The organism is Methylobacillus sp. DLP286 (assembly GCF_056636515.1).
In genome coordinates this window covers 182364-204875 of record NZ_CM153145.1, presented here as the reverse complement: position 1 = coordinate 204875, position 22512 = coordinate 182364, and the positions used below count along the sequence as shown (strand labels likewise).

Annotated in this window: 26 protein-coding genes; 8 read left to right on the top strand and 18 right to left on the bottom strand. The window is 57.3% G+C overall.

Going from position 1 to position 22512, the window contains the following annotated elements; genetic code table 11:
* Window positions 1-174: 174 nt before the first annotated feature.
* From era to rpoE, 9 genes are all read right to left on the bottom strand, one after another.
* Window positions 175-1065, bottom strand: a complete 891-nt coding sequence (era, locus tag ACWXTG_RS00985) for a GTPase Era (protein ID WP_407995885.1) — start codon at window positions 1063-1065, stop codon at window positions 175-177.
* On the bottom strand, window positions 1062-1742 hold the full coding sequence (gene rnc, locus ACWXTG_RS00980) for a ribonuclease III (RefSeq protein WP_309564792.1): 681 nt from the start codon (window positions 1740-1742) through the stop codon (window positions 1062-1064). The genes era and rnc overlap by 4 nt, the downstream gene beginning before the upstream one ends.
* A gap of 75 nt (window positions 1743-1817) precedes the next feature.
* Window positions 1818-2183 carry a DUF4845 domain-containing protein gene (locus ACWXTG_RS00975; protein WP_480220392.1) on the bottom strand — a complete coding sequence of 122 codons (366 nt, stop codon included), beginning with the start codon at window positions 2181-2183 and terminating at the stop codon, window positions 1818-1820.
* 30 nt (window positions 2184-2213) lie between these two features.
* A complete protein-coding gene (lepB, locus tag ACWXTG_RS00970) occupies window positions 2214-2960 on the bottom strand; it encodes a signal peptidase I (protein WP_309564790.1) in 747 nt (248 codons plus the stop codon).
* Complete coding sequence (gene lepA, locus ACWXTG_RS00965) at window positions 2957-4750, bottom strand: translation elongation factor 4 (RefSeq protein WP_480220391.1); 1794 nt, start codon at window positions 4748-4750, stop codon at window positions 2957-2959. Before lepA ends, lepB begins: the two co-directional genes overlap by 4 nt.
* A gap of 118 nt (window positions 4751-4868) precedes the next feature.
* The gene (locus ACWXTG_RS00960) at window positions 4869-6302 is read right to left on the bottom strand and encodes a DegQ family serine endoprotease (RefSeq protein ID WP_480220390.1); all 1434 of its coding nucleotides are present in this window, start codon (window positions 6300-6302) and stop codon (window positions 4869-4871) included.
* Between the two features lie 161 nt (window positions 6303-6463).
* Window positions 6464-7417 (bottom strand): MucB/RseB C-terminal domain-containing protein, encoded by a 954-nt coding sequence (locus ACWXTG_RS00955; protein ID WP_480220389.1) that lies wholly within the window; start codon window positions 7415-7417, stop codon window positions 6464-6466.
* Between the two features lie 7 nt (window positions 7418-7424).
* Entirely contained in the window at window positions 7425-7883 is a 459-nt protein-coding gene (locus tag ACWXTG_RS00950) for a sigma-E factor negative regulatory protein (protein ID WP_480220388.1), read from the bottom strand.
* Window positions 7883-8500 (bottom strand): RNA polymerase sigma factor RpoE, encoded by a 618-nt coding sequence (rpoE, locus tag ACWXTG_RS00945; RefSeq protein WP_405029496.1) that lies wholly within the window; start codon window positions 8498-8500, stop codon window positions 7883-7885. The genes ACWXTG_RS00950 and rpoE overlap by 1 nt, the downstream gene beginning before the upstream one ends.
* 194 nt (window positions 8501-8694) lie before the next feature.
* Here rpoE and nadB point away from each other — a divergent pair, with 194 nt between their 5' ends.
* Window positions 8695-10311, top strand: a complete 1617-nt coding sequence (nadB, locus tag ACWXTG_RS00940) for an L-aspartate oxidase (protein ID WP_480220387.1) — start codon at window positions 8695-8697, stop codon at window positions 10309-10311.
* A 39-nt stretch (window positions 10312-10350) separates the two neighbouring features.
* Here nadB and ACWXTG_RS00935 read toward each other — a convergent pair whose 3' ends face one another.
* The 7 genes from ACWXTG_RS00935 to ACWXTG_RS00905 all read right to left on the bottom strand — a co-directional run bounded on the left by ACWXTG_RS00935 (window position 10351) and on the right by ACWXTG_RS00905 (window position 15422).
* Window positions 10351-10788, bottom strand: a complete 438-nt coding sequence (locus ACWXTG_RS00935; RefSeq protein WP_309564784.1) for a DUF1841 family protein — start codon at window positions 10786-10788, stop codon at window positions 10351-10353.
* Window positions 10788-11663, bottom strand: a complete 876-nt coding sequence (thiD, locus tag ACWXTG_RS00930) for a bifunctional hydroxymethylpyrimidine kinase/phosphomethylpyrimidine kinase (protein ID WP_309564783.1) — start codon at window positions 11661-11663, stop codon at window positions 10788-10790. The genes ACWXTG_RS00935 and thiD overlap by 1 nt, the downstream gene beginning before the upstream one ends.
* Window positions 11664-12761 (bottom strand): FIST N-terminal domain-containing protein, encoded by a 1098-nt coding sequence (locus ACWXTG_RS00925; RefSeq protein WP_480220386.1) that lies wholly within the window; start codon window positions 12759-12761, stop codon window positions 11664-11666.
* On the bottom strand, window positions 12758-13417 hold the full coding sequence (gene nth, locus ACWXTG_RS00920; RefSeq protein WP_480220385.1) for an endonuclease III: 660 nt from the start codon (window positions 13415-13417) through the stop codon (window positions 12758-12760). Before nth ends, ACWXTG_RS00925 begins: the two co-directional genes overlap by 4 nt.
* Window positions 13414-14064: an electron transport complex subunit RsxB gene (gene rsxB / locus ACWXTG_RS00915; protein ID WP_309564780.1), complete on the bottom strand. Its 651-nt coding sequence runs from the start codon at window positions 14062-14064 to the stop codon at window positions 13414-13416. The genes nth and rsxB overlap by 4 nt, the downstream gene beginning before the upstream one ends.
* A 71-nt stretch (window positions 14065-14135) precedes the next feature.
* Window positions 14136-14669 carry an acyloxyacyl hydrolase gene (locus ACWXTG_RS00910; RefSeq protein ID WP_480220384.1) on the bottom strand — a complete coding sequence of 178 codons (534 nt, stop codon included), beginning with the start codon at window positions 14667-14669 and terminating at the stop codon, window positions 14136-14138.
* Between the two features lie 138 nt (window positions 14670-14807).
* Window positions 14808-15422 (bottom strand): flagellar brake protein, encoded by a 615-nt coding sequence (locus tag ACWXTG_RS00905; protein WP_309565122.1) that lies wholly within the window; start codon window positions 15420-15422, stop codon window positions 14808-14810.
* A 343-nt stretch (window positions 15423-15765) separates the two neighbouring features.
* Between ACWXTG_RS00905 and ACWXTG_RS00900 the strand changes: the two genes are divergently transcribed.
* The 4 genes from ACWXTG_RS00900 (at window position 15766) to ACWXTG_RS00885 (ending at window position 18295) form a co-directional block, all read left to right on the top strand.
* On the top strand, window positions 15766-15906 hold the full coding sequence (locus ACWXTG_RS00900; protein ID WP_309564778.1) for a DUF3149 domain-containing protein: 141 nt from the start codon (window positions 15766-15768) through the stop codon (window positions 15904-15906).
* 134 nt (window positions 15907-16040) lie between these two features.
* Window positions 16041-16817, top strand: coding sequence for an elongation factor-1 alpha (locus ACWXTG_RS00895; RefSeq protein WP_309564777.1), 777 nt, complete (start codon window positions 16041-16043; stop codon window positions 16815-16817).
* 112 nt (window positions 16818-16929) lie between these two features.
* Window positions 16930-17712 (top strand): TIGR01458 family HAD-type hydrolase, encoded by a 783-nt coding sequence (locus tag ACWXTG_RS00890; protein ID WP_309564776.1) that lies wholly within the window; start codon window positions 16930-16932, stop codon window positions 17710-17712.
* Between the two features lie 16 nt (window positions 17713-17728).
* On the top strand, window positions 17729-18295 hold the full coding sequence (locus ACWXTG_RS00885; protein WP_405029481.1) for a YqiA/YcfP family alpha/beta fold hydrolase: 567 nt from the start codon (window positions 17729-17731) through the stop codon (window positions 18293-18295).
* A gap of 2 nt (window positions 18296-18297) precedes the next feature.
* Here the strand turns inward: ACWXTG_RS00885 and ACWXTG_RS00880 are convergent, their stop codons facing one another.
* Entirely contained in the window at window positions 18298-19035 is a 738-nt protein-coding gene (locus tag ACWXTG_RS00880) for a hypothetical protein (protein WP_309564774.1), read from the bottom strand.
* Window positions 19036-19221: 186 nt separating this feature from the next.
* On the opposite strand from ACWXTG_RS00880, the gene dapA reads away from it, so the two are divergent.
* From dapA to ACWXTG_RS00865, 3 genes are all read left to right on the top strand, one after another.
* Window positions 19222-20094, top strand: coding sequence for a 4-hydroxy-tetrahydrodipicolinate synthase (gene dapA, locus ACWXTG_RS00875; RefSeq protein WP_309564773.1), 873 nt, complete (start codon window positions 19222-19224; stop codon window positions 20092-20094).
* Window positions 20095-20122: 28 nt separating this feature from the next.
* Window positions 20123-21331, top strand: coding sequence for an outer membrane protein assembly factor BamC (bamC, locus tag ACWXTG_RS00870; protein WP_309564772.1), 1209 nt, complete (start codon window positions 20123-20125; stop codon window positions 21329-21331).
* A gap of 68 nt (window positions 21332-21399) precedes the next feature.
* Window positions 21400-22173: an MBL fold metallo-hydrolase gene (locus ACWXTG_RS00865; RefSeq protein ID WP_309564771.1), complete on the top strand. Its 774-nt coding sequence runs from the start codon at window positions 21400-21402 to the stop codon at window positions 22171-22173.
* Window positions 22174-22284: 111 nt separating this feature from the next.
* Here ACWXTG_RS00865 and ACWXTG_RS00860 read toward each other — a convergent pair whose 3' ends face one another.
* The gene (locus ACWXTG_RS00860; RefSeq protein WP_309564770.1) at window positions 22285-22503 is read right to left on the bottom strand and encodes a hypothetical protein; all 219 of its coding nucleotides are present in this window, start codon (window positions 22501-22503) and stop codon (window positions 22285-22287) included.
* Between the last annotated feature and the right edge of the window lie 9 nt (window positions 22504-22512).

The window sequence follows — 22512 nt, the reverse complement described above, 5'->3', positions numbered from 1 at the left end:
GGGCTCATTGCCCGGCGAGGATTTGCAACGCAGCAGCGGCTGCGCTGCCGGAGCAACCCGGAGGGCATGCCCCTAAAACACGTCCGCCGCGTTGCAGCATTACCTGCACACTGGGCCTTGACCAGACACGTTTTGGAGCCATGCGTACCCTATGAAAAAATTGTGAACAGGCTCTCAGTAGCCCAGGGATTTCAAGGCGCGCTCGTCGTCCGCCCAGCCGCCCTTGACCTTCACCCAGGTCTCGAGCCAGATCTTGCCGCCGAACAGCTTTTCCATATCCTGGCGCGCCTCGGTGGAAATGCGCTTGAGCTTTTCGCCGCCCTTGCCGATCAGCATCGGCTTCTGGCTATCCTTGTCGACAATGATGGCGGCATGGATACGGCGCAAATTGCCTTCCTGCTCGAACTTCTCGATCTCCACCGCTACGGAATACGGCACTTCGTCTCCCAGCAAGCGGAATATCTTTTCACGCAGCATTTCTGCCGCCAGGAAGCGCTCGTTACGGTCCGTCAGCTCATCCTCGCCATAAATCGCCGGTTGTTCAGGCAGGTGTTCACGTACGGCAGCCAGCAGCTCATCCAGATACAGATTTTTCTTGGCGCTTACGGGAATGATGCCGGTGAATGGAAACTCCAGGTCGAAATCCTGAATCAACGGCAACAGGTTCCCCTTGTCGCCCATCAGGTCAGCCTTGTTGACGACCAGGAATACTGGCTGATTCTTCGGCAGCAGCTCCAGCACCTTGCGGTCCGCATCTCCCAGGTGCATGGGCTCGATCACAAACAACACCACATCCACCTCGCTCAGCACCTGGGTGACGGTGCGGTTCAGGTTGCGGTTGAGCGCATTGATATGCTTTTGCTGGAAACCTGGCGTATCCACAAACAGGAACTGCGTATCTTCCGTGGTATGTATGCCCAGCAGGCGGTGCCGCGTGGTTTGCGCCTTGCGTGACGTAATGCTCAGCTTGAGGCCGAGGATATGGTTGAGCAAGGTGGACTTGCCCACGTTGGGACGGCCGACGATGGCGACGGTGCCACAACGAAAAGCGTTGGATGATGTCATTTCTTTCCTTTTTCGAGCAATTGCTCGTAAGCCAGCTGGGCGGCCTGCTGCTCAGCCGCACGTCGGCTGGAGCCTTTGCCCTCGGTGGTAATCTGGAACTTGGTGATATGGCAGCTCACCCGGAATGTCTGGCAATGCGCTTCGCCCTCGGTTGCCAAGACGTTGTATTCGGGCAGGTCTATTTTGCGCCCTTGCAGGAATTCCTGCAGCAAGGACTTGGCATCCTTGCCGATCGCCTTGGGATCTATGCTTTCCATGCGCGGCAGGAACAAGCGCTTCACCAGCGCCTCGGCAGCCGGGTAGCCCCCGTCCAGGAAAACCGCGCCGATGATGGCTTCCATGGCGTCGGCCAGCACGGAGGGGCGGCGCCAGCCGCCGCTTTTGAGCTCGCCCTCGCCCAGGCGGAGGAATTCGCCGACATCCAGGCCAGTGGCAATCTCGCTCAGGGTTTGCTCCTTGACCAGCTGGGCGCGCAAACGGCTGAGGTCGCCTTCGGGCAGTTTGGGGAAACGCTGGAACAACTGATGCGCCACCAGGAAATTCAGCACGCCGTCACCAAGAAACTCCAGGCGCTCATTATTGTTTCCGGAATAGCTGCGGTGCGTCAACGCCAGCGTCAGCAGGCTTTTATCCTTGAATTCGTACGCAAGCTGGCGTACCAGGCTGTTCTGGCTCAAAACGGCAGCCCGCCACGGGATACATGCAGCATTGAAAAAGCCATGCAAGCCACACGGCCAGGGCAAGATTGACGATCAACGGGCATTGTCGGTAGATGCCTCGAAGTCCAGCAAGACACTGATATTGGAAAACAAGGGCACCACGACCTGGTAATCGACCGAAAGCGCCGTCTTGCCGTTCTCATCGCGCAGGAAGGTCAGGTCCCGGGCTTCGACGCTGCGGATATCGTCTATGGTCGCGCTCTTCTGGAAAGCGGTAATCATGTCGGCCTTGCTCATGCTGGAAAACGCCGGGTCATGGGCAATGCGGCTGATCGCTTTCTTGACGGCAAAATACTCGATGTAGGAAGGCGTGAGCTTCATTGCCAGCACTGCAAAAAACACGGCTATCGCGATGACGACCACCAGGCTCAGGAATGTCATGCCCTGCTGTTTCTTCATGCTGGCTCTCCCTTTACATTGACTCGATATTTATTTGATCTTAGTGCCAATTCTGCCAAAGTCGTCAAAATTCCACCAGATGAAGAACGCCTTGCCGACCAGGTTGTCCTCGGGCACAAAGCCCCAGACGCGGCTGTCCTTGCTGTTGTCGCGGTTGTCGCCCATCGCGAAGTAATGGCCTGCCGGCACTTCCACTTCGCCATCGAACGCCATGCCGTTTTCCTCGATGAGGATATCGTGCCTGACCTCGCCAAGCTGCTCCTGATAGCGCTTGGTCGCGATCATGTTGAGGCCGGAGCCGACATATTTGTAATCATCGACATAATCGGTCTGCACTGCCTGGCCGTTCACGTACAGGCGCTTGTTGCGGTAGGCAATGCGGTCGCCCGGCACGCCGATGACGCGCTTGATGTAATCGATCGATGGATCAGGCGGGTAGTGGAAGACGAAAACGTCCCCGCGTTGCGGATGATCGACCTCGAAGAAGGTCTTGTTGAGGATGGGCACGCGCAAGCCGTAGGAAAACTTGTTCACCAGGATGAAATCGCCGGCCAGCAGCGTCGGCATCATGGAGCCGGATGGAATCTTGAACGGCTCGACAATGAAGGACCGGATCAGGAACACGGCCAGGATCACGGGGAAGAAGCTCTTGGAGTACTCCACGATCACGGGGTCTGCCGCATCCGCAGCACGCCTCTTGCGCCAGAACAGGCTATCCAGCAACCAGATCACCCCGGTGATCACCAGCACCGCCAACATGAACAATGCAAACATCATTTGTCTTCAACCCTCAAAATAGCCAGGAATGCTTCCTGTGGAATTTCAACGTTACCTACCTGCTTCATGCGCTTCTTGCCCTCTTTCTGCTTTTCGAGGAGCTTCTTCTTACGCGTGATATCGCCGCCGTAACACTTGGCCAGCACGTTCTTGCGCATGGCCTTCACGGTTTCGCGCGCGATGATGTTGGCGCCAATGGAGGCTTGTACGGCGATATCGAACATCTGGCGCGGAATCAGCTCGCGCATCTTGGATACCAATTCGCGGCCTCGGTAGACGCTGTTTGAACGGTGCACAATCAACGACAACGCATCGACGCGTTCGCCGTTGACCATGATGTCGAGCTTGACCAGGTCGGCCGCGCGGAACTCAAGGAACTCATAGTCCATGGAAGCGTAGCCGCGAGATACGGACTTCAACCGATCGAAGAAATCCAGCACCACTTCATTGAGCGGCATTTCATAGCTCAGCATCACCTGACGCCCCATATACTGCATGTTGCGCTGCACGCCGCGCTTGTTGTTGCACAAGGTCATCACCGGGCCGACATAATCCTGCGGCATTAGCAGGTTGATGGTAATGATGGGCTCTCGGATCTCGTCAATGCGAGATGGCTCGGGCAGGCGCGAAGGGTTCTCGATCTGCACCACTTCGCCGCTCTTGAGCAATAGCTCATACACCACCGTCGGCGCCGTCGTGATAAGGTCCATGTCGTACTCGCGCTCCAGGCGCTCCTGCACGATTTCCATGTGCAGCAGGCCGAGGAAGCCGCAACGGAAGCCAAAGCCCAATGCGCTGGAGTTTTCCGGCTCGAACTGCAGCGAAGCGTCGTTAAGGCGCAGCTTTTCCAGCGCCTCACGCAAGGCCTCGAATTGGTTGGATTCGACCGGATAGAGCCCGGCGAACACCTGCGGCTGCACTTCCTTGAAGCCGGGCAAGGCCTCGCTCGCGGGCTTGTCGGCCAAAGTGATGGTATCGCCGACCTTGGCGCTGGTGAGCTCCTTGATGCCGGCGATGATGAAACCCACCTCGCCCGCGGACAACGAAGCGCGCTGACGCGACTTGGGCGTGAATACGCCGACCTGCTCGCAAAGATAGGTCGTCTTGGTCGCCATCATGCGGATCTTGTCCTTGGGCTTGAGCACCCCGTCCACCACGCGCACCAGCATGATCACGCCGACATAGTTGTCGAACCATGAATCGATGATCAAGGCCTTCAAGGGTTTTTCCGGATCGCCCACAGGCGGCGGGATCTTGGCAATCATGTTTTCCAGCACGTCCTGCACGCCGACGCCGGTCTTGGCGGAACAGCGCACGGCCTCGGAAGCATCCACGCCGATCACGTCCTCGATTTCCTGCATCACGCGCTCGGGGTCCGCCGCAGGCAGGTCGATCTTGTTGAGCACAGGCACCACTTCGACGCCCTGGTCGATCGCGGTATAACAGTTCGCCACGCTTTGCGCTTCCACCCCTTGCGAAGCGTCCACCACCAGCAAAGCGCCCTCGCAGGCGGCGAGGGAACGGCTGACTTCGTAGGAAAAGTCGACGTGGCCCGGCGTATCGATCAGGTTGAGGTTGTAGACCTGCCCATCCAGCGCCTTGTACTCCAGCGCGGCAGTTTGCGCCTTGATGGTAATGCCGCGTTCGCGCTCGATATCCATGGAGTCCAGCACCTGGGCCTCCATTTCACGGTCTGAGAGTCCGCCGCACAACTGGATGATGCGGTCCGCCAGCGTGGACTTGCCGTGGTCGATATGAGCGATGATAGAAAAATTGCGGATATTCTTCATGTAGTTATTCTAGATTAAGCCAAGTAAAGAAGGGCGCCGAAGCGCCCTTTTACAACACACTAATTAGAGTCGGATTTTACAGCAAATACCGGCTCTCAGCATATTTACTTGGCATGCCTTACTTGCCGATCTTGACCGGCACGTACAGGGTATTGTTTTCCCGCTGCACCAGCAACGCGACCGTCTTGCCCGCCTGCACGGCGTTCACCTGCTTGGTGAATTGCTCCAGGCTTTGCACTTCAGTGTTGTTCAATGCCAGCACCAGGTCGCCACGGCGGATGCCTGCCTGCGCCGCAGCGCCCTGCGCATCCACCACTACCAGAGCGTTGCGGCCGTTCAGGTTGCGGCGTTGCTGAGGCGTCAGCTCGCGCAAGGTCAATCCCAGACGGTTGGACTCCGGCTTGGCATTAGGCTGCGAAGCGGGCACGACCTCGTCCTTGTCGGCCGGCATTTCGCCCAAGGTAATGCTCAGCGTCTTGCTAGCGCCCTTGCGCAGTACTTCCACCGGCACTTGCTTGCCCGGCTTGGTGGCGCCGACGATGCGTGGCAGGTCGGAGGAAACATTGACCGCCTTGCCGTCGAACTTGACGACGACGTCACCCGCCTCCAGGCCGCCCTTTTCGGCAGGGCTGCCCTTTTCCACTCCAGCCACCAGCGCGCCGTTGGTATTCTTCATGCCGAACGACTCGGCCAGGTCCTTGGTGATTTCCTGGATGCCGATGCCAAGCCAGCCGCGTGACACGCGGCCGGAAGATTTGAGCTGGTTGGAAACATCGATCGCCACGTCAATCGGGATGGCGAACGACAAGCCCATGTAACCGCCGGTACGGCTGTAAATCTGGGAATTGACGCCGACCACCTCGCCCTTGAGGTTGAACAGCGGCCCGCCGGAATTGCCCGGATTGATCGCCACATCGGTCTGGATGAAAGGCACAAAGTTTTCCTGGGGCAAAGCGCGGCCCTTGGCGCTCACCACGCCGGCGGTCAGAGTGCTTTCAAGCCCGAATGGCGACCCGATCGCCACCACCCATTCGCCTACCTTCAACTGCTCCGGATTGCCGATCGTCACCTTGGGCAGGCCAGTCGCCTCGATCTTGAGCAACGCCACATCGGTACGGCGGTCCGCTCCCACGATCTTGGCCTTGAACTCGCGCTTGTCATTGAGCTTGACGATCACTTCGTCAGCTTCGCGAACCACATGGGCGTTAGTCAGGATGTAACCGTCGTTGCTGATGATGAAACCCGACCCCAAGGACTGGGACTTGTATTCAGGCTGCTGCGGACCGCCCTGCCCGCGCGGCGCTCCAGGGAAGCCGGGGATGCCAAAACGCCGGAAAAACTCGTTCAACGCCTCGTCCTCGGGCAACCCCTGGAAAGGAGAACCGCCAGGCCCTGACTGCATCACCTGGGTCACGCTGATATTGACAACCGCAGCCCCTTGCTTTTCCGCCAACTCCGTAAAATCGGGCAACTCCTTGGCTAATACCGGTGTTGCCGCAGCCAGGCCAACAGATAAACAAATTGCTGACACGGCAATTAGTTTCTTGAACATTGATTCACCTCGTTAACACGTCACACTCACACGCCGCCTAGGCAACCGGCGGCAAACTCACACACCATTCACGAATTCATCATGATACTCAGACCGCATAGCTTATATGCTGCAAGGCGGGCATTCGGATACAACGAAACCGCGCTTTAGACCTCGAACAGCTATTTGAAACTGACCGCGCTGCCTATCTGTGCCACCGTCGCAGCGGGGACCTCGCCTACCACCAGTATCTGATAACCCTTGCTGACATTGGCATAGAAATGGGTAGCCCCTTTCGATGTCTGGCCGATTTTAGGACGAATACCTTTGGACAAAGGTTCAATGAAGAGGGAGACGGAAGCCAGTCCGTCAGTGAAAATGACTTGCGTGACAGGAGCGCTCTTGCCCGGCACGAGGCGGGTGACCTGCTCGACCTTGCGGTAGCCTGCGGGCAAAGCGCCTACCGTCCAGCTTGACGCTACTTCCTGTGCCGGCTGGGCATGAGCTTCCTCGAGAATATAGTGCTTGTTGTGATCAACATTCGGGTGGAACCAGTCCATGCCCTGGTCTTCCATCATATTGACCTGACTGAAAGCCATCTGCTCGAGTAACTGCTTTTGATCGTTCAGCATCAAGGACTTGAGCAGCAAGCCATATTCACGGTCTGCCCAGAACTTGTAGGCATAGCGCAAACTATCGCGTGGATCGAGGAAGACAACGCGGCCATCGCGGCCGGCAATTCGTTCCGTACCGCCTATCCTGGCTTGGTAGCTGGCCTTGAGGAGCTCCATGTCGTCAGGCAGGACTGCCGGGAACAGGTTGTGCGCCCGGCGTTTTTCCATGATGACCTTTTCATTCTTGGAGCTGAAAATGACCACGTCCCCGCCCTGGCTGAGCATTTCGCGCGGCGTGCCGTCCAGCACTACCATGCGCGCATACTCGCCCTGGCCGGAATTGGTATGGGTAATTTGCACGGACTTGATGTTGTCGCCCGACTGGTAGATGAAGACCCCTTTATAGCTCAAGTCGTGGGCTGCGCGAGCAGCCTTTTGCAGGACAAGCCAGGGGTCTTCAGGTTCGGCATGCACAACCACAAACGGAGTTGCCAGCAAACAAGCCAGCAGGAAACGCTTCATCTACCCACTACTCCGCGTAATTGGCTGGCTGGATATAGTAGGCGGAATTGTTGGAAGCCTGGGACTGGTGCGCCAACCAGTAGTCGGAAGGCAGGCTTTGCGCGATTTCCATCGGCGTCGCGTCATCCTCGAGCCCGCTTTGCACTTGCTGCTGCAATACCACCCACCCGACAAACGCCACGGCGGAGACGGATGCAGCCACAGACCAGAGCTTGCTGCTCTTGAGCATGGCCTGCTTGCGCTTGACGGCGGGCACCAGCAGCACAGGCTCGTCCTCGAGGCTGGCTAACAGCCGTTCGGTAAAGTCGGGCTTGAAAACAGGATTGCCGCGCATGGCGTCGCCGATCAGATGATAATCAGACCACGCCTGGGCGGATTCGACTCCAGACTTCAAAGTCGTATACAGGTACTCTGCATCCTCAAGCGCTATATCGCCATCCATCAGCGCCGAAATTTGACTTTTCATTACCATCTCCTGTTTTCGGGGGTGTCCAGCAAAGGACGCAACTTCTGGGCAATCGTTTCACGGGCACGGAAAATTCGCGAACGTACCGTCCCTATCGGGCAATCCATCATCGTGGCAATCTCTTCGTAGCTCAAGCCTTCTATCTCGCGCAAGGTGATCGCCGTACGCAACTCTTCCGGCAACGAGGCTACCGTATCGTTCACAGTCTGGGCAATTTCCTTGCCCATCAATTCGGTTTCAGGCGTATCCATGGTGCGCAATTCGTCACCATCGTCGAAATTCTCAGCATCCTCGATTTCGATATCACCTGTGGCTTGGGGCCTGCGCCCCATCGCAACAAGGTAATTCTTCGCGGTGTTGATGCCAATGCGGTACAGCCAAGTATAAAACGCGCTATCGCCACGAAAGCTGGGCAGAGCCCGGTAAGCCTTGATGAAGGATTCCTGGACGACATCCTCGACCTCGGCAGGGTCCCTGATCAAGCGCGAGAGCAAACGCCCCAGCTTGCGCTGGTACTTGTCCACCAGCAAGCCAAACGCGCGCTTGTCGCCGCTTTGCGCGCGCTCAACTAGCTGCTGGTCCAACTCCCGATTGCCCGCCGGCGGGGTTACTGCCATCGCGGCCATGCTCCCTGTCTGTATTTTCTTGACAGACGGAGTATACCCGCGGACTCCCGTATCGACGAAGCCCATGCGCGAAAATTCCTCGAAATTATTTGTCTTGATCATGACCTTCCCTTTGTATTTTCATGACTAGCTTAGTGCTACAGACAGCGCTACACTCGCTAAAGTTCATCCATTTCTAGGTTCTTATGCAGCAATACGACGTCCTCATCATCGGCAGCGGTTTGGCTGGCCTCACGCTCGCGCTCAAGGTAGGGGCGGATAAAAAAGTCTGCCTGATCAGCAAGCGCGGCATCAATGACGGTTCCAGCAACTGGGCGCAGGGCGGGATTGCCGCCGTGCTTGCAGATGATGACTCAACGGAAGCACATATTCAAGATACCCTTATCGCTGGCGCGGGTTTATGCGATGCCGCCGTCACCCGCCTGGTGGCCGAGCACGGCAGGGAAACCGTGGAATGGCTGATCGCAGAAGGAGTGCCCTTCACGCGCGAGGACGACAATAGCGGCTTCCACCTTACGCGTGAAGGCGGACACAGCCATAGGCGCATCATTCACGCTGCCGACGCCACCGGGCACGCTGTCCAGAAAACCCTGGCCGAGAAAGTGCGCCAGCACCCCAACATTACCGTATTGGAAGAGCATATCGCGGTGGACCTCATCACTGCGGGCAAGGTGAACATGGAAGGCAGCGCCTGCCTGGGCGCCTACGTGCTGGACAATACGACGGGAAAAGTGCTCACCGTCGGGGCGCAGCACACGGTATTGGCCACAGGCGGGACAGGCAAGGTCTATCTCTACACAACCAATCCCGACGTAGCCTCAGGCGACGGCGTCGCCATGGCCTGGCGCGCGGGCTGCCGTATTGCCAACATGGAATTCATCCAGTTCCATCCCACCTGCCTCTATCATCCGGAGGCAAAGTCGTTCCTGATCACGGAAGCCGTGAGGGGCGAAGGCGGCATACTCAAGCTGCCTGACGGCGCGCGCTTCATGCCTTGGCATGACGAGCGCGCCGAATTGGCGCCTCGCGACATCGTGGCCCGTGCGATTGATTTTGAAATGAAAAAGCGCGGCCTGGACTGTGTATACCTCGACATATCGCACAAGCCGGCCGACTTCATCCTCTCGCACTTCCCCACGATTTACCGCCGCTGCTTCGAGCTGGGCATCGACATCACGCGCGAACCCATTCCCGTCGTGCCCGCAGCGCATTACAGTTGCGGCGGCATCATGACCGACCATATCGGCCGCACCGACATTCCCAGGCTGTATGCGATTGGAGAGACGGCCTGTACCGGGCTGCACGGCGCCAACCGCCTCGCCAGCAACTCGCTGCTGGAATGCCTGGTGTTCGGCCAAGCCGTGGCCCATGACATCCTTGCACAGCCGCCGATGCCGGTGGTTACCCTGCCCTATTGGGACGAAAGCCGCGTTACGGATGCCGACGAGGAGATCATCATCACCCACAACTGGAGCGAACTGCGGCGCACCATGTGGAATTATGTCGGCATCGTCCGTACCAACAAGCGGCTGACGCGCGCCTTGCACCGCATCCATTTGCTGCGCGACGAAGTGCACGAGTTCTACAGCAATTTCCGCATCAGCAACAACCTGATCGAATTGCGCAACCTATTGCAGGTTGCCGAACTTATCGTGAAGAGCGCGATGGAGCGCAAGGAAAGCCGTGGCTTGCATTACAGCAAGGACTATCCCTTCCTTGCCGACGAAGCCGTGCCTACCGTGCTGGAACCGTCCAACTACTATAGTTTGCTGGACAGCCATCACGGCCATGAGCATCACTGAGGCCGAGCTGTCGCTGGATATCCGGCGGAGCTCATTGCGCTACCCTCGCGCCTTGGCCTCGATACAAGCGGCATAAGCCTGCGCATCCAGGCCGGCACCAGTGCGTTGGGCTTGCCAGATGGCCTCTGCCAGGCAGTCCATCAGCACATGCTGCGCCTCGACCGCGTCGCCATGCTTGCGCCATAAGGCGTGGTAGGCAGCCTTGATGCCTGGCGGCTGGTCTATGGACACCTGTTCGAGCACGGAAAGGTGCAGGCTCATATGCAGGAAGGGGTTGGTTTCCCCCATTTCGGGAAAATAGGATTGATCCAGATAACGCTCTGGCGCATCCAGCACGTGATGGTATTCAGGATGGGCCTGCACGATGCCGACAGCCATGGTCTCGAGGTCGGTCAACACTTGCTGCCGCTGAAACTTGGCCCAGGCATCGAAGAAAAACTGGCGCACCTGGTCGCGGCTGGGGTTGAACAGGGCCATCAGGCTTCCCACACCTTCATGGCCTGCGGGGCAAAGCCATGGTTCAGCGGCCCGACTCCTGCGCCGGTCCTGACGTTCGAGCCGGCATACAGGGCGGAGCGCACGTAAATCCTGGCCGCCTGCACCGCATCCGGCAAGTTGAAGCCCAATGCGAGGTATGCCGCGACCGCCGATGACAGAGTGCATCCCGTGCCGTGCAGGTTATGGGTGGAAATGCGCAGCGAATGCAGCTTGTGCAGTTCGGTCACCTGGCCTGCCGCATTGGCTTGCACCAGTATGTCCAGGACGTCATGCCCGGGCAGGTGGCCGCCCTTGAGCAGGACGGCATGGGCGCGCTGGCCGAGCAGTTCCTGCGCAGCCTGCTCCAGCTCGTCGGTCCCGGTCAGCGGTCGGCCCAGCAGCAATGCGGCTTCATCGAGGTTGGGCGTGACGACGAGCGCCCGGGGGAAAAGCTCGTTGACCAGCACCGAGATGGCTTCGTCCGAAATCAGCTTCGCACCGTTGGCCGCCACCATGACCGGGTCCAGCACCACCTGCTTGAGACCGTGCGCATCCAGCGCTTCCGCCACGGTCATGACCACTTCAGGCGAATGCAGCATGCCGATCTTGACCGCGTCGACGCCGATATCCTCCACCACGGCGTCGATCTGGTCGCGCAGCATTTGGGGCGGCACGCTATGAATGGCGCGCACGCCCTGGGTATTCTGCGCGGTCAGGGCCGTAATGGCGGTCATGCCGTAGCAGCCCAGTGCGGAAAACGTCTTGAGGTCGGCCTGTATGCCTGCGCCGCCGCTGCTATCCGAGCCCGCGATGGAAAGCACGCGAGGATAACGGTTGGTGGCAGCGGCATTCAACAATGGTGATACATTCATCATTCAACTTTCAGCAGTAAACAATCCCAGCACGACAGAGTGCTGCCACAAGGCATTGCGGCCATTGACCGGAGCGATTTCGCCATTGCCGTAAAACCCGATCACCGGCATGCCGGGATAATAGCGCTTCAACAGGGCAAGATCATGATCCACCCCGTCATAAAAATGTGGTCCGCGCGCCAAGCAGGAGAACATCAAACCAAAAGTGGGCTCATTGCGCAAGCGGGTGTCCAGGGAGGCAATCTTAGCGGCAAGATGCTGCTGCGCGGCATCACGATCCGATATTCCCCAGGCGCACCAATGGCCCGGCACAGCCTCCTTTGCCAGCGTGACTGATTGCGCGACGGCATCGGCCCCCACGATGGGGATTAGCTGGCATTTCCCCCGCAACAATCCTGCCTCATCCTCAGCCAGCATCAGCATCACTCGGTGACACGGAATCCCCGCCTCATAGTTGACGGCTTGACCATCAAGCGCGCCGGTCAAGCTCGACCATGCGGATTGGCGGGAGGCGGATTGATTGGATAATACAAACAAGTCATGCCCGCTGGCCTGGTCGATCCGCTGCGACACGCCAACCGGCTTGAAGGGGTGCGCCACATCGACCACGCCCGCGGCTCCCTCCAGCGCCAGATCACAATGCCCGGTCAAGACCTTGCCATTGCCCCATAGCGAGAACTGCCCTTGGCCTGTCGCATCCCCTGCCACCCCGCCAAAGCGTATTCCGGGCGACTCCATCCAGGATGCGTTGAATGCGTTTGGCGCCGTCAGCGTCAACAATACGCCATCCTTCTGGTCTCTCGCCATAGCGATAGCCGCGCCATCGCCCAGCACCAGCGCAGCAGCAGCGGAACCGTCCAGCACCCACTCGTCCTGCGTAAAAATCCCGGGCGCTGAACAGCCGCTGACCTGGGTGGTGCTCGCCGCCGTCGCGGCGGCACGTAAGGCCGGTTGCGGGTCTTGTGCGAAATCCTCGCTCAGGAACAGCAGCACCCCAGTGGCGATATCAAGCCCTGCTTGATCCAGGGCCTGCCTGACGGCTTGTGCAGCGAGCTCTGGCAGCGGCTGACGCCCGCGCGCCAGTCCTGTCCCTACCTTCAAACAGCCCCCACCGCAGCGGAAGCCGGCGTCGTTTTGGCCTTGAACTCGCAAAGATCGTAAATCACGCATTCGCCGCACTTGGGTTTGCGTGCCACGCAGACATAGCGCCCATGCAAGATCAGCAAATGATGCGCATCATGCAAATACTCCTTGGGCACCACTTTCATCAGCTTGTTTTCCACCTCGAGCGGTGTCTTGCCGGGCGCCAGGCCGATGCGGTTGCCCAGGCGGAAAATATGCGTATCCACCGCAATGGTGGGTTGGCCGAATGCCGTATTCAATATCACGTTGGCCGTCTTGCGCCCCACGCCCGGCAGGCTTTCCAATGCTTCGCGCGTATCCGGAACCTCGCCATTATATCGGTCCACCAACAGGCGGCAGGTGGCCATTACGTTCTTGGCCTTGCTGCGGTAGAGGCCTATCGTCTTGATGTAGCTTTCCAGGCCCTCGATGCCAAGATCAAGGATTGCCTGGGGCGTATTGGCTACCGGGAAGAGCTTCGCCGTCGCGATGTTCACGCCCTTGTCGGTGGCCTGGGCCGAGAGAATGACCGCGATCAGCAGTTCGAATGTGCTCGTATGCACGAGTTCGGTCGTCGGTTCCGGAATGGCAAGGCTGAGCCGGCGGAACAATTCCTGGCGTTTTTCTGCGTTCATGCTTTTTGTGGGATATCTGTTTTCCGCTGGGCACGGACACGCGCCATGGCGGCGGCCAAGGCTGCTTTCTTGGCGTCTATTGTATTGGGAGCCTGGCCGTCAGCCTCGCGAGAGCTGGCGTCCGCTAATGGTTTTGGAGAATTGCGGTCAAGACGCTGCAAGCGAGCCTGATACCGCCTGCGGGCGGCATCGGCCACCCGGCGCGCAGGGCTTGCCGGCAGGGTGTAATCCCAATCCTGGTTTGCCAAAGGCTCCATATCGATACACTCTACAGGACAAGGTGCCACACACAACTCGCAGCCGGTACATTCATCCGCAATCACCGTATGCATTTGCTTGTGCGTGCCCAGGATTGCATCTACAGGACACGCTTTGATACACAAAGTGCATCCTATGCAACTCCCCTCGTCGATGACAGCTCGCATCTTGGGGCGAACAACGCCGTGAACCGGGCTTAAAGGTGCATAAGGCTGACCGAGCAGCTGCGCCAGCGCATGGATCCCGGACTCGCCGCCGGGAGGGCATTGATTGATGCCTGCCTCTCCCCGGGCGAGCGCATCTGCATATGGGCGGCAGCCAGCATATCCGCATTGCGTGCATTGCGTCTGCGGCAATATGGCGTCTATGCGATCTGCAAGTTCGATCATTCCGTTATGTGCCATCAATGAATAACAGAATTATACCCGCCGCCCGAGATGAATCTGCCTATTAAAATAAATTAGAAATGATAGCCAAAGCGGATTTCATTGAAATTGACGCCTGGATTGGTACTGGTAATGCCTGCATTGGAGAAATGCTGAAAGCGGTAGCCGAGGTCATATTGCTGCTGGTCGCCGAATGTGACCCCAAAGCCGAGATGGCTGCCGAATTCGAAACGGGTCCCCATGCTGACGCTTCCATGCACGCGGCGGCCCGAGAATTGATAGGCCCCTACGCCGGCTTCGACATAGGGATTGAATATCCCTGGAGGTTCGGAGCGCTGCAAGCGGAACACCGGCGCTATGCCGATTGCATACAGCTCTTTTTCGGGAGAAGGTCCGTCGCCTTTCCAGGCCGTGCCGGTCAATTCCCAATACCCTCCGAGATGCCAATCGCCTTCCGTGAACCAGCGCTTGTCCCAATCCCACGTCAGCGAAACCGCGGCCATGTTGGCATCAGGGCCGGAGCCGCCAGTGAACGCAATACCATCCACAGCATTGGCAGAGTTATTCAGAGTACAGCATGCTAGTAACGCGAGTGCAATTTTCTTCATGTGATCTCCTGGCAAGTTGTTACTTCATTGAAAGTGACTGCAGAACCTAGGGCTATATCCCAGCGCGATTGTATGCAAAAAACAGCTTTCCTTACCATAGCGATTTAACAGTCTTGTGCTCCCTTGTTCAGAGCGTGCCTAGACCAGGTTTTGCCGTCTATCGACCAGGCATTCATAAACGTAATGGCGCACGATCAATTGCACGTTGCTTTCCAGTGCCACAAACTCAAGGCCGGCAAGAAAGCTTGCGCCGCCTGACGGAGCTACTAGCACCACGTTGCGCACCCTGGCCTCCAGGGTAATGGCGGACGTCTCATCCTCATGCAATTGGGGCAGGTTGAAATTCAAGACCAGCTGGCCGTCAATCTTGCCTATGTCACGATCAACCAACACCTGGCATCCAGTGGCGCTAATATTGGTCAACTTCACCGGCACGGTTGTACGATCTTCCAAACCCAGCTGTCCTTCAATATCCGCCTTGATCCGCATTTCCCTGCGGATTTTCTTTACCTGGATGGCATGAGGAAAGGAAATGCATAAGCAATTCAAGGGATGCTGAATCGTCTGGATCACGCTGGCGTCAAAGCTGCTGATCATGATCCCGGAAAAAACACGCACCGTGACTTTCTCGCCATCGTAAAAAGTCAGGAAAGTGCCCTGCGCCTTGGGCAAACGCAACAGCAGGTATTCATTGCGCTCCATGCCGATAAAGGTGGAAAGATATTGTACGGGGGTGTGGCCTCGATGCCGCAGTCACTGCAGCCGAGTTCCTGGTTGCAGATTGATTTCTTCAAACCCGACCTTTTCCGGCCCGTCGTTTTCTGCTTCAGGCGGATTTTCAATGATGTCTGTCATGATGGCTTGTTCTTAATTGCGCTTATTATCCCAGGCAAACCATGGCTTGCCCGCTCATGTTTTTATCCGTCAGATTATTGCTGATGTCAGATAGCGAGACAAGGTAACACCGATGCAGCAGGATAAAATTTAACCACTTTTAAATAAAGGTCTTTGCTCTTTCCGGCAAAAGCGTAGCATACCCATAAAAATATTATGGGTATTAATCTTTACACCGCGATAACGCTAAAAGGAGGCTGCTATGCTTAAAGTACTGTTTGGTTCGTGGGTGGGCATTGCATCGATCGGCACCATCATCCTGACCATTATCGTCATCAGCTATTGGATTGGATTCTGCATACTGAACGCCCGCAAAGAGCGAGAAAACGCCTCATCGCACTGACTTATTCCACCGATGCAAGCCTTACTTCGACAGTAAGGCTTTTCATTTGCAATAACCCTACTAAAACTAGGTGCTATATCTCAAATTGAGGTATGCTTGCGTTGCTTGTATTTTTAACGCTAGACGAGAATGCCATGAAAGAAACGCCCTCCAGCCTGCCTTGGCTCAACCTCCCCAACCTTCCCACTTCGATCAAAACCCTGTTTATTGGCTACCTTCTGGTAATCGGCGTCGGCCTTTGCATGGCCGGCCTGCAGATCATGCTCACGCACGGCATGGCGGATGGAAAGCTGGGCCTGTCCAAGGATGATATCGTCTACAGCTATTACGGCGACCGGAGCGGCAGCAAGCTCGAAAGCAAACTCAACGGCTCGATGAAACCGCATGCGCCCCCTGAAGTGCGCCTCGACATCATCAAGTGGGTACGCAACGGCGCGCCCGAGGACCAATGGGAAAACCACTTCAAAGGCGTGTTCGCGGAGCGCTGCGTCATGTGCCACAGCGTAATCCCCGGCATCCCCGACTACAGGACCTATGAGGGCGTGAAGCAAGTGTCCGCCGTGAATGAAGGCGCCACCATCCAGAGTCTGACACGGGTTTCCCATATCCACTTATTCGGCATTTGCTTCATTTTCTTTCTTATGGCGTTCATCTTCAGCTTTGCCGTGAACGTGCCGCGCATCCTGAAAATCCTGGCGATCGCCTTCCCGTTCGCGTTCCTGATCCTCGACGTATTGTCATGGTGGCTGACCAAGCTGAACCCTGGGTTCGCCTGGCTCACGATCATTGGCGGCATTGGCTACAGCATTGCGTCCACGTTCATGTGGGTGACCAGCATGTACCAAATGCTGATCCTGTCGCGCAATGGCAAGACCTATGGCAACGCCTGGGAAGCAGACTTGAAGAATTAATGGCTGTTTCGGGCAGCTAGCTACAGCATAACGGAGGCTTGGCGGCCTCCGTTGTTTTTGTACCGGCACGAGCCTTGCTTGCCCATGAATGAACATTCCAGGAGGTACGCATATGGACACTTCATCGGTCAACGCCGTCCTGTTCGACCTGGATGGCGTCCTGCATATAGGCAACAGCCCGATTCCCGGCGCGATAGAGACGGTCGACTTGCTGCGCACACGCGGCCTTGGCTGCCGCTTTGTCACCAACACCAGCACCCTTTCGCGCTATTCCTTGCACCAGAAAATTCTCGGCATGGGGTTCTATGTCGCGCCGGAGGAAATCATCAGCGCACCCGAGGCCGCATTGAAATATCTTGAACAGCTCGGCAACCCGCTTTGCCGCTTCCTGCTGGCCGACGACGTCAAGAAAGACTTCTCGCACTTTCGCCAATCCAACACCGCGGCGGAATACATCGTCGTGGGCGACATAGGCAAGGCCTGGACTTACGACGTCATGAACGAGGTGTTCAACTGCCTCAAGAACGGCGCGAAGCTGATCGCGATCCACAAGAACCGCTTCTGGCAAACCGAGGCTGGGCTGCAAATGGATATCGGCGGCTTCATCACCGCGCTGGAATATGCCGCCGGTACGCAAGCCATGATTATCGGCAAGCCCGCTACCGAGTTTTTCCAGATCGCCCTCGCCGACCTCAAGCTCCCGGCATCGGAGGTGTTGATGATCGGGGATGATGTCGATTCGGATGTCGGGGGTGCACAAAAAGCGGGCATTCGCGGAGTGCTGGTGCGCACCGGCAAGTTTCGCGAGGAGTACCTTGCCTCCGCAACAGTTGCGCCCGACATGGTGATAGACTCTGTCGCCGACCTGCCTGCACTGCTAGGATTGCAAGACTGACACCATTCAGGAGAGTATGCGCTTGAACATTCTTTATTTGCCGGGCTTCAACTCCAGCCCGGCAAGTGAAAAATCCTCGCTGCTGCGGCAACACTTTCCCCAGGCCGTCATTCCTGAGTACAACAGCTGGGATCCTGATATTTCCTACATTCAGCTCGAACAGGCCATCCTGCCGTTGCTGGCCCAAGGCGTCTTGCTCACGGGCTCATCGCTCGGCGGTTTCTGGGCTTACCAATTCGCATGCCGCTATCGCCAACCCTGCCTGTTGATCAATCCTTGCATGCACCCTGAGTTGAGCTTGCAGCGCTACGTCGGCAAAGTGGAAAATTTCTACTCGCAGGAGCAAGGCTGGCTGACCAAAGCCCATTTGGCAAAATATGCCGCTTACCGCCTGAGCGGAAAGCCCGGCAGGGTAACCGTACTACACGAACAAGGCGATGAATTGATTCCCTACATGGAGAGCGTCGCCAATTTCTCCGGCAAGGCCAAGCTGATCCTGCCCGGCGGCGGCCATCACCGCTTTGCCCGGACCGACCTCATCGTGACCAGCATGATGGATATGCTTCCACCTGGCGGTCATTAGCATCAAAAAGCATAAATCAGCCGCCATGACGCCAGCCACTCGGTCTTCATGTCGTCGCCTAGACGCGAAGGCCCGATGCCAAACTGCAAAGTGCGGTGCTTGTCGAAGTTGTAGTGCAACTGGGGAGTGATGCGATAACGCCATTTCATGCGGTGGTCGATCTCATTGTTCACCTCCAGCCCCAGCACGAGCCGGCTGGAGTAGCTGTAAAACAGGCTGTTGTTCGAAAGCACCACGTTCCTGCCGTCGCTGCCCAGTTCGGTGCGCCGCACACCCAGCATATTGAACGTGCTCCACTTAGGACTCATACGGTATCCATGCAAATACAAAGCGTCTGCAGAATACGTATTCTCATGCGCCTTGCGCTTGGCAATCACCTGCCAACCATGAATCATCCGCTCGCTCGCGGGAGAATCCAGCGTCCCCTGCAACGCCAGCTTGTAAGTCGATAGAGAGGAATTCTCGAACGGCAGCTCGATCTCGAGCGCGTAACCGTCGGCAAACGCATATTCAATTTCCGGCGCCCACTGGATATCGCCATTACGTAGCGAGTGTTCCGCCAGATTGTTCACCTCCAGCTCACCCTTGGGAGAACCCAGCGGCCGCACCAGATCAAACAGCATGGGCTCGGGAATGGCAGGCTGCTCGCTGCTCAACGCTGCGTCATTGGCATGCGACAACATGGAAAACAGGCCGGCCACCGCAGCCATGGCCGGCTTGTTCATTACATCAGGCTTCATCGATCCGTCATTTCTGGAAACATTGGCGGGTATTATAAGAAAATAATGCTCCCTTAACATTTCCGCCTCGCCCCGGATCACTTTCCTCACAATGATTTACAGCCATGAAAGGGCATAAAATCATATTATTATCCTCCCAGTTTCAGTTAAAATGGGCAGGTTTAATCATTATCAGGTCGTATAACCATGCTGCAAGGCAGTCTCGTTGCCATCGTCACCCCCATGCTCGACGATGGCAGCCTGGATATCCAGGCGTTACGCTCACTCATCGATTACCATATCGAGCAGAAATCCGATGGCATCGTGGTGGTGGGCACAACAGGCGAATCCCCCACTGTCGACTTTGATGAACACGCCCTGCTGATCAAGACCACGGTCGAGCATAGTGCTGGCCGTATCCCGGTCATTGCCGGTACGGGCGCCAACTCCACCAGCGAGGCTATCGCCCTCACCCGCAAGGCGAAAGAGCTAGGCGCAGATGCATGCCTGCTGGTCACCCCCTATTACAACAAGCCGACACAGGAAGGCCTGTATCAGCACTTCCAGGCGATTGCCGCGGCAGTGGACATTCCGCAGATTTTGTATAACGTCCCCGGCCGCACAGGCTGCGACCTGCAAAACGATACCGTGCTTCGCCTTGCCGCGATCAAGAACATTGTCGGCATTAAGGACGCCACGGGCAATATCGAGCGCGGCACCGACCTGATCCTGCGCGCACCGGCAGGATTTGCAATCTACAGCGGCGATGACGCCAGCAGCCTGGCGCTGTTGTTACTCGGCGGGCACGGCGTCATCTCGGTGACGGCGAATGCGGCCCCCAGGCTGATGCACGACATGTGTACGGCGGCCCTGGCAGGCGACACCAAGGCCGCCCGCAGCGCCAACGCCAAGCTGTTCGCATTGCATCAGAAACTGTTCGTCGAGGCCAACCCGATCCCGGTGAAATGGGTGTTGCAGCAGATGGGCCTGATCCAGGGTGGCATTCGCCTGCCGCTCGTGCCACTATCATCCCAATTCCATGACACATTGCGCAGCGCCATGAAGCAAGCTGCCATTTGATGCCACCGTTATTCAGTCAAGAGAAACCATGAATCGATTCACAATCAAACCTGTTTTACTGGCTACATTGCTTACCGTCAGCGGTTGCTCCATTCCGTTCATTGATACCAGCTCGGACTATAAGGCGGCAGGCCGCTCACGCCCCCTGGAAGTTCCGCCCGACCTCACCAATATCTCGGCCAGCGACGCTTACGCCATTCCCGGCGCCGCGACCAATTATTCCGATTACAGCCAGTCGTTGAATGAAAGCGGCCAGGTAGAAAACGAGCAGGATAAAGTGTTGCCGAATGCGGACGGCGTCCGCATGGAGCGTGCGGGAGCGCAGCGTTGGCTGGTGGTGAACGCCGCGCCGGAAAAAGTCTGGCCCGTCATCCGTGAATTCTGGACCGACCTTGGGTTTGCCGTCCAGGTGGAAAACCCGCAAACCGGCGTCATGGAAACGGAATGGGTCGACCCCAGTTCGCTGGATACTGGCGACAAGACCTACCTGGAGAAATTCCAGGGCTGGCTGGACAAGCTGAACAGCCTGCAAAACCGCCAGAAATTCCGCACCCGCATCGACCATGGCGCAGAGCAAGGCACGACTGAAATCTACATGAGCCATCGCGCCGTCAGCAACGTGCCCGACGACGGCAAGGTCAAGGTGCGCACCATCGCCGGCGAGGTGGAAATGGGCTACGCTCCCACCAAGACCAAGCGCACTGGCGCCGAAGAGTCCCGCGCCATCGCGGAAGACATCGATGCGGAACTGTTACGCAGACTGATGGTACGCCTGGGCGTCGAGGAGAAGAAATCCCGCACCATCATAGCCAATGCCTCTCCTGAATTGCGCGCCAACATCAACAAGGAAGGCGACGGCACGCTCAGCCTCAGCACCAATGACGCGTTCGACCGCGCATGGCGCCGCGTAGGGCTGGCGCTGGACCGCATTGGCTTCGTCGTCGAGGATCGCGACCGCTCCAGCGGCATTTTCTATGTCCGCTACACGGACAACGATATTGACGAACTGCCAAAGGAAAAGAAAGGCTTGCTCGAGACCCTGAAATTCTGGGGCAACGACAAGGCCGACAAGGACGGCAACAAAAAGCGCAAGTCCGGCGACACCCAGTACCAAGTCAGGGTGGAAAGCTCGGGGGATAGCAACTCCCTGATCACCATCACAGACAAGGACGGCCAGCGCGAACGCACCAGCACGGCAAACCGCATCATCAACCTGCTGTTCGAGCAACTCAAATAACCCATTCAGGACGGTTGTCGAATTGTTTGCATTAAAACGGCAACCGCCCTTGATCAGCACTTGCTGATATGCGATTCGCTTCACTCGGCAGCGGCAGCGCAGGCAACGGCCTGATCATCGAGCAAGGCGCCACCCGCCTATTGCTGGATTGCGGCTTCGGCTTGCGCGACGCAGTTCGGCGCATCGCCAAGCTAGGCCTGCAGCCGGAAGAGATTGACGGCATTCTCGTCACCCATGAGCACGACGACCACACCAGCGGCGTGTTCAAGCTCGCCAACCGCTATCGCATCCCGGTGTGGCTCACCCACGGCACATACGTCACGAGCCAGAGACTTATGCCAAAGGAACGCGGGTTCGACCTGCATATCATAGACAGCCACCAGTCGTTCGGCATCGGCGATTTGCAGGTCCAGCCCTACCCGGTGCCGCACGATGCACGCGAACCGGTGCAATACACTTTTGAAGACGGCAAACACAAGCTCGGCGTGCTCACCGATGCAGGCATATCGACCCCGCATATCGAAGCCACGCTCAACGCCTGCGACGCATTGGTGCTCGAATGCAATCATGACCTGGACATGCTGCATAATGGCCCTTACGTTCGCTCCCTGAAACAACGCGTGGGAGGACGCCTGGGGCACCTGGACAACGAAAGCGCAGCGAACCTGCTGGGCAAACTGGATACCAGCAAGCTGCAGCACATCGTGGCTGCACACCTGAGTGAAAAAAATAACCAGCCAGCCTTGGTCAATAATGCATTAAGCCGCACTCTCAACTGTGAAGAACACTGGATCGGGATTGCCAGCCAGCAAGAAGGGTTCGACTGGCGTCAAATCAAATGAAGCAAGTATCTTAGAAGAACTTAAGGAAAGCTGAGCACTAAAAAACAAAAAGCCGGCATTGCCGGCTTTTCGATCCAGATAATTGAAGCTGGCATGAAGCCAGCATGTCAATTACTTAGCTTCTTCAGCAGGTGCTTCTTCTGCAGGAGCTTCAGCTGGAGCTTCTTCAACAGCAGGAGCAGCTTCTTCTGCAGGAGCTTCGACTGGCGCCTCTTCAACAGCAGGAGCAGCTTCTTCAACAGCAGGAGCTTCGGCAGGTGCTTCTTCCTTTTGACCACAAGCAGTCAAAGCAAGTGCGAGCAGAGCGGCAAGCAGAGCGGAACGTGTCATTTTTTATCC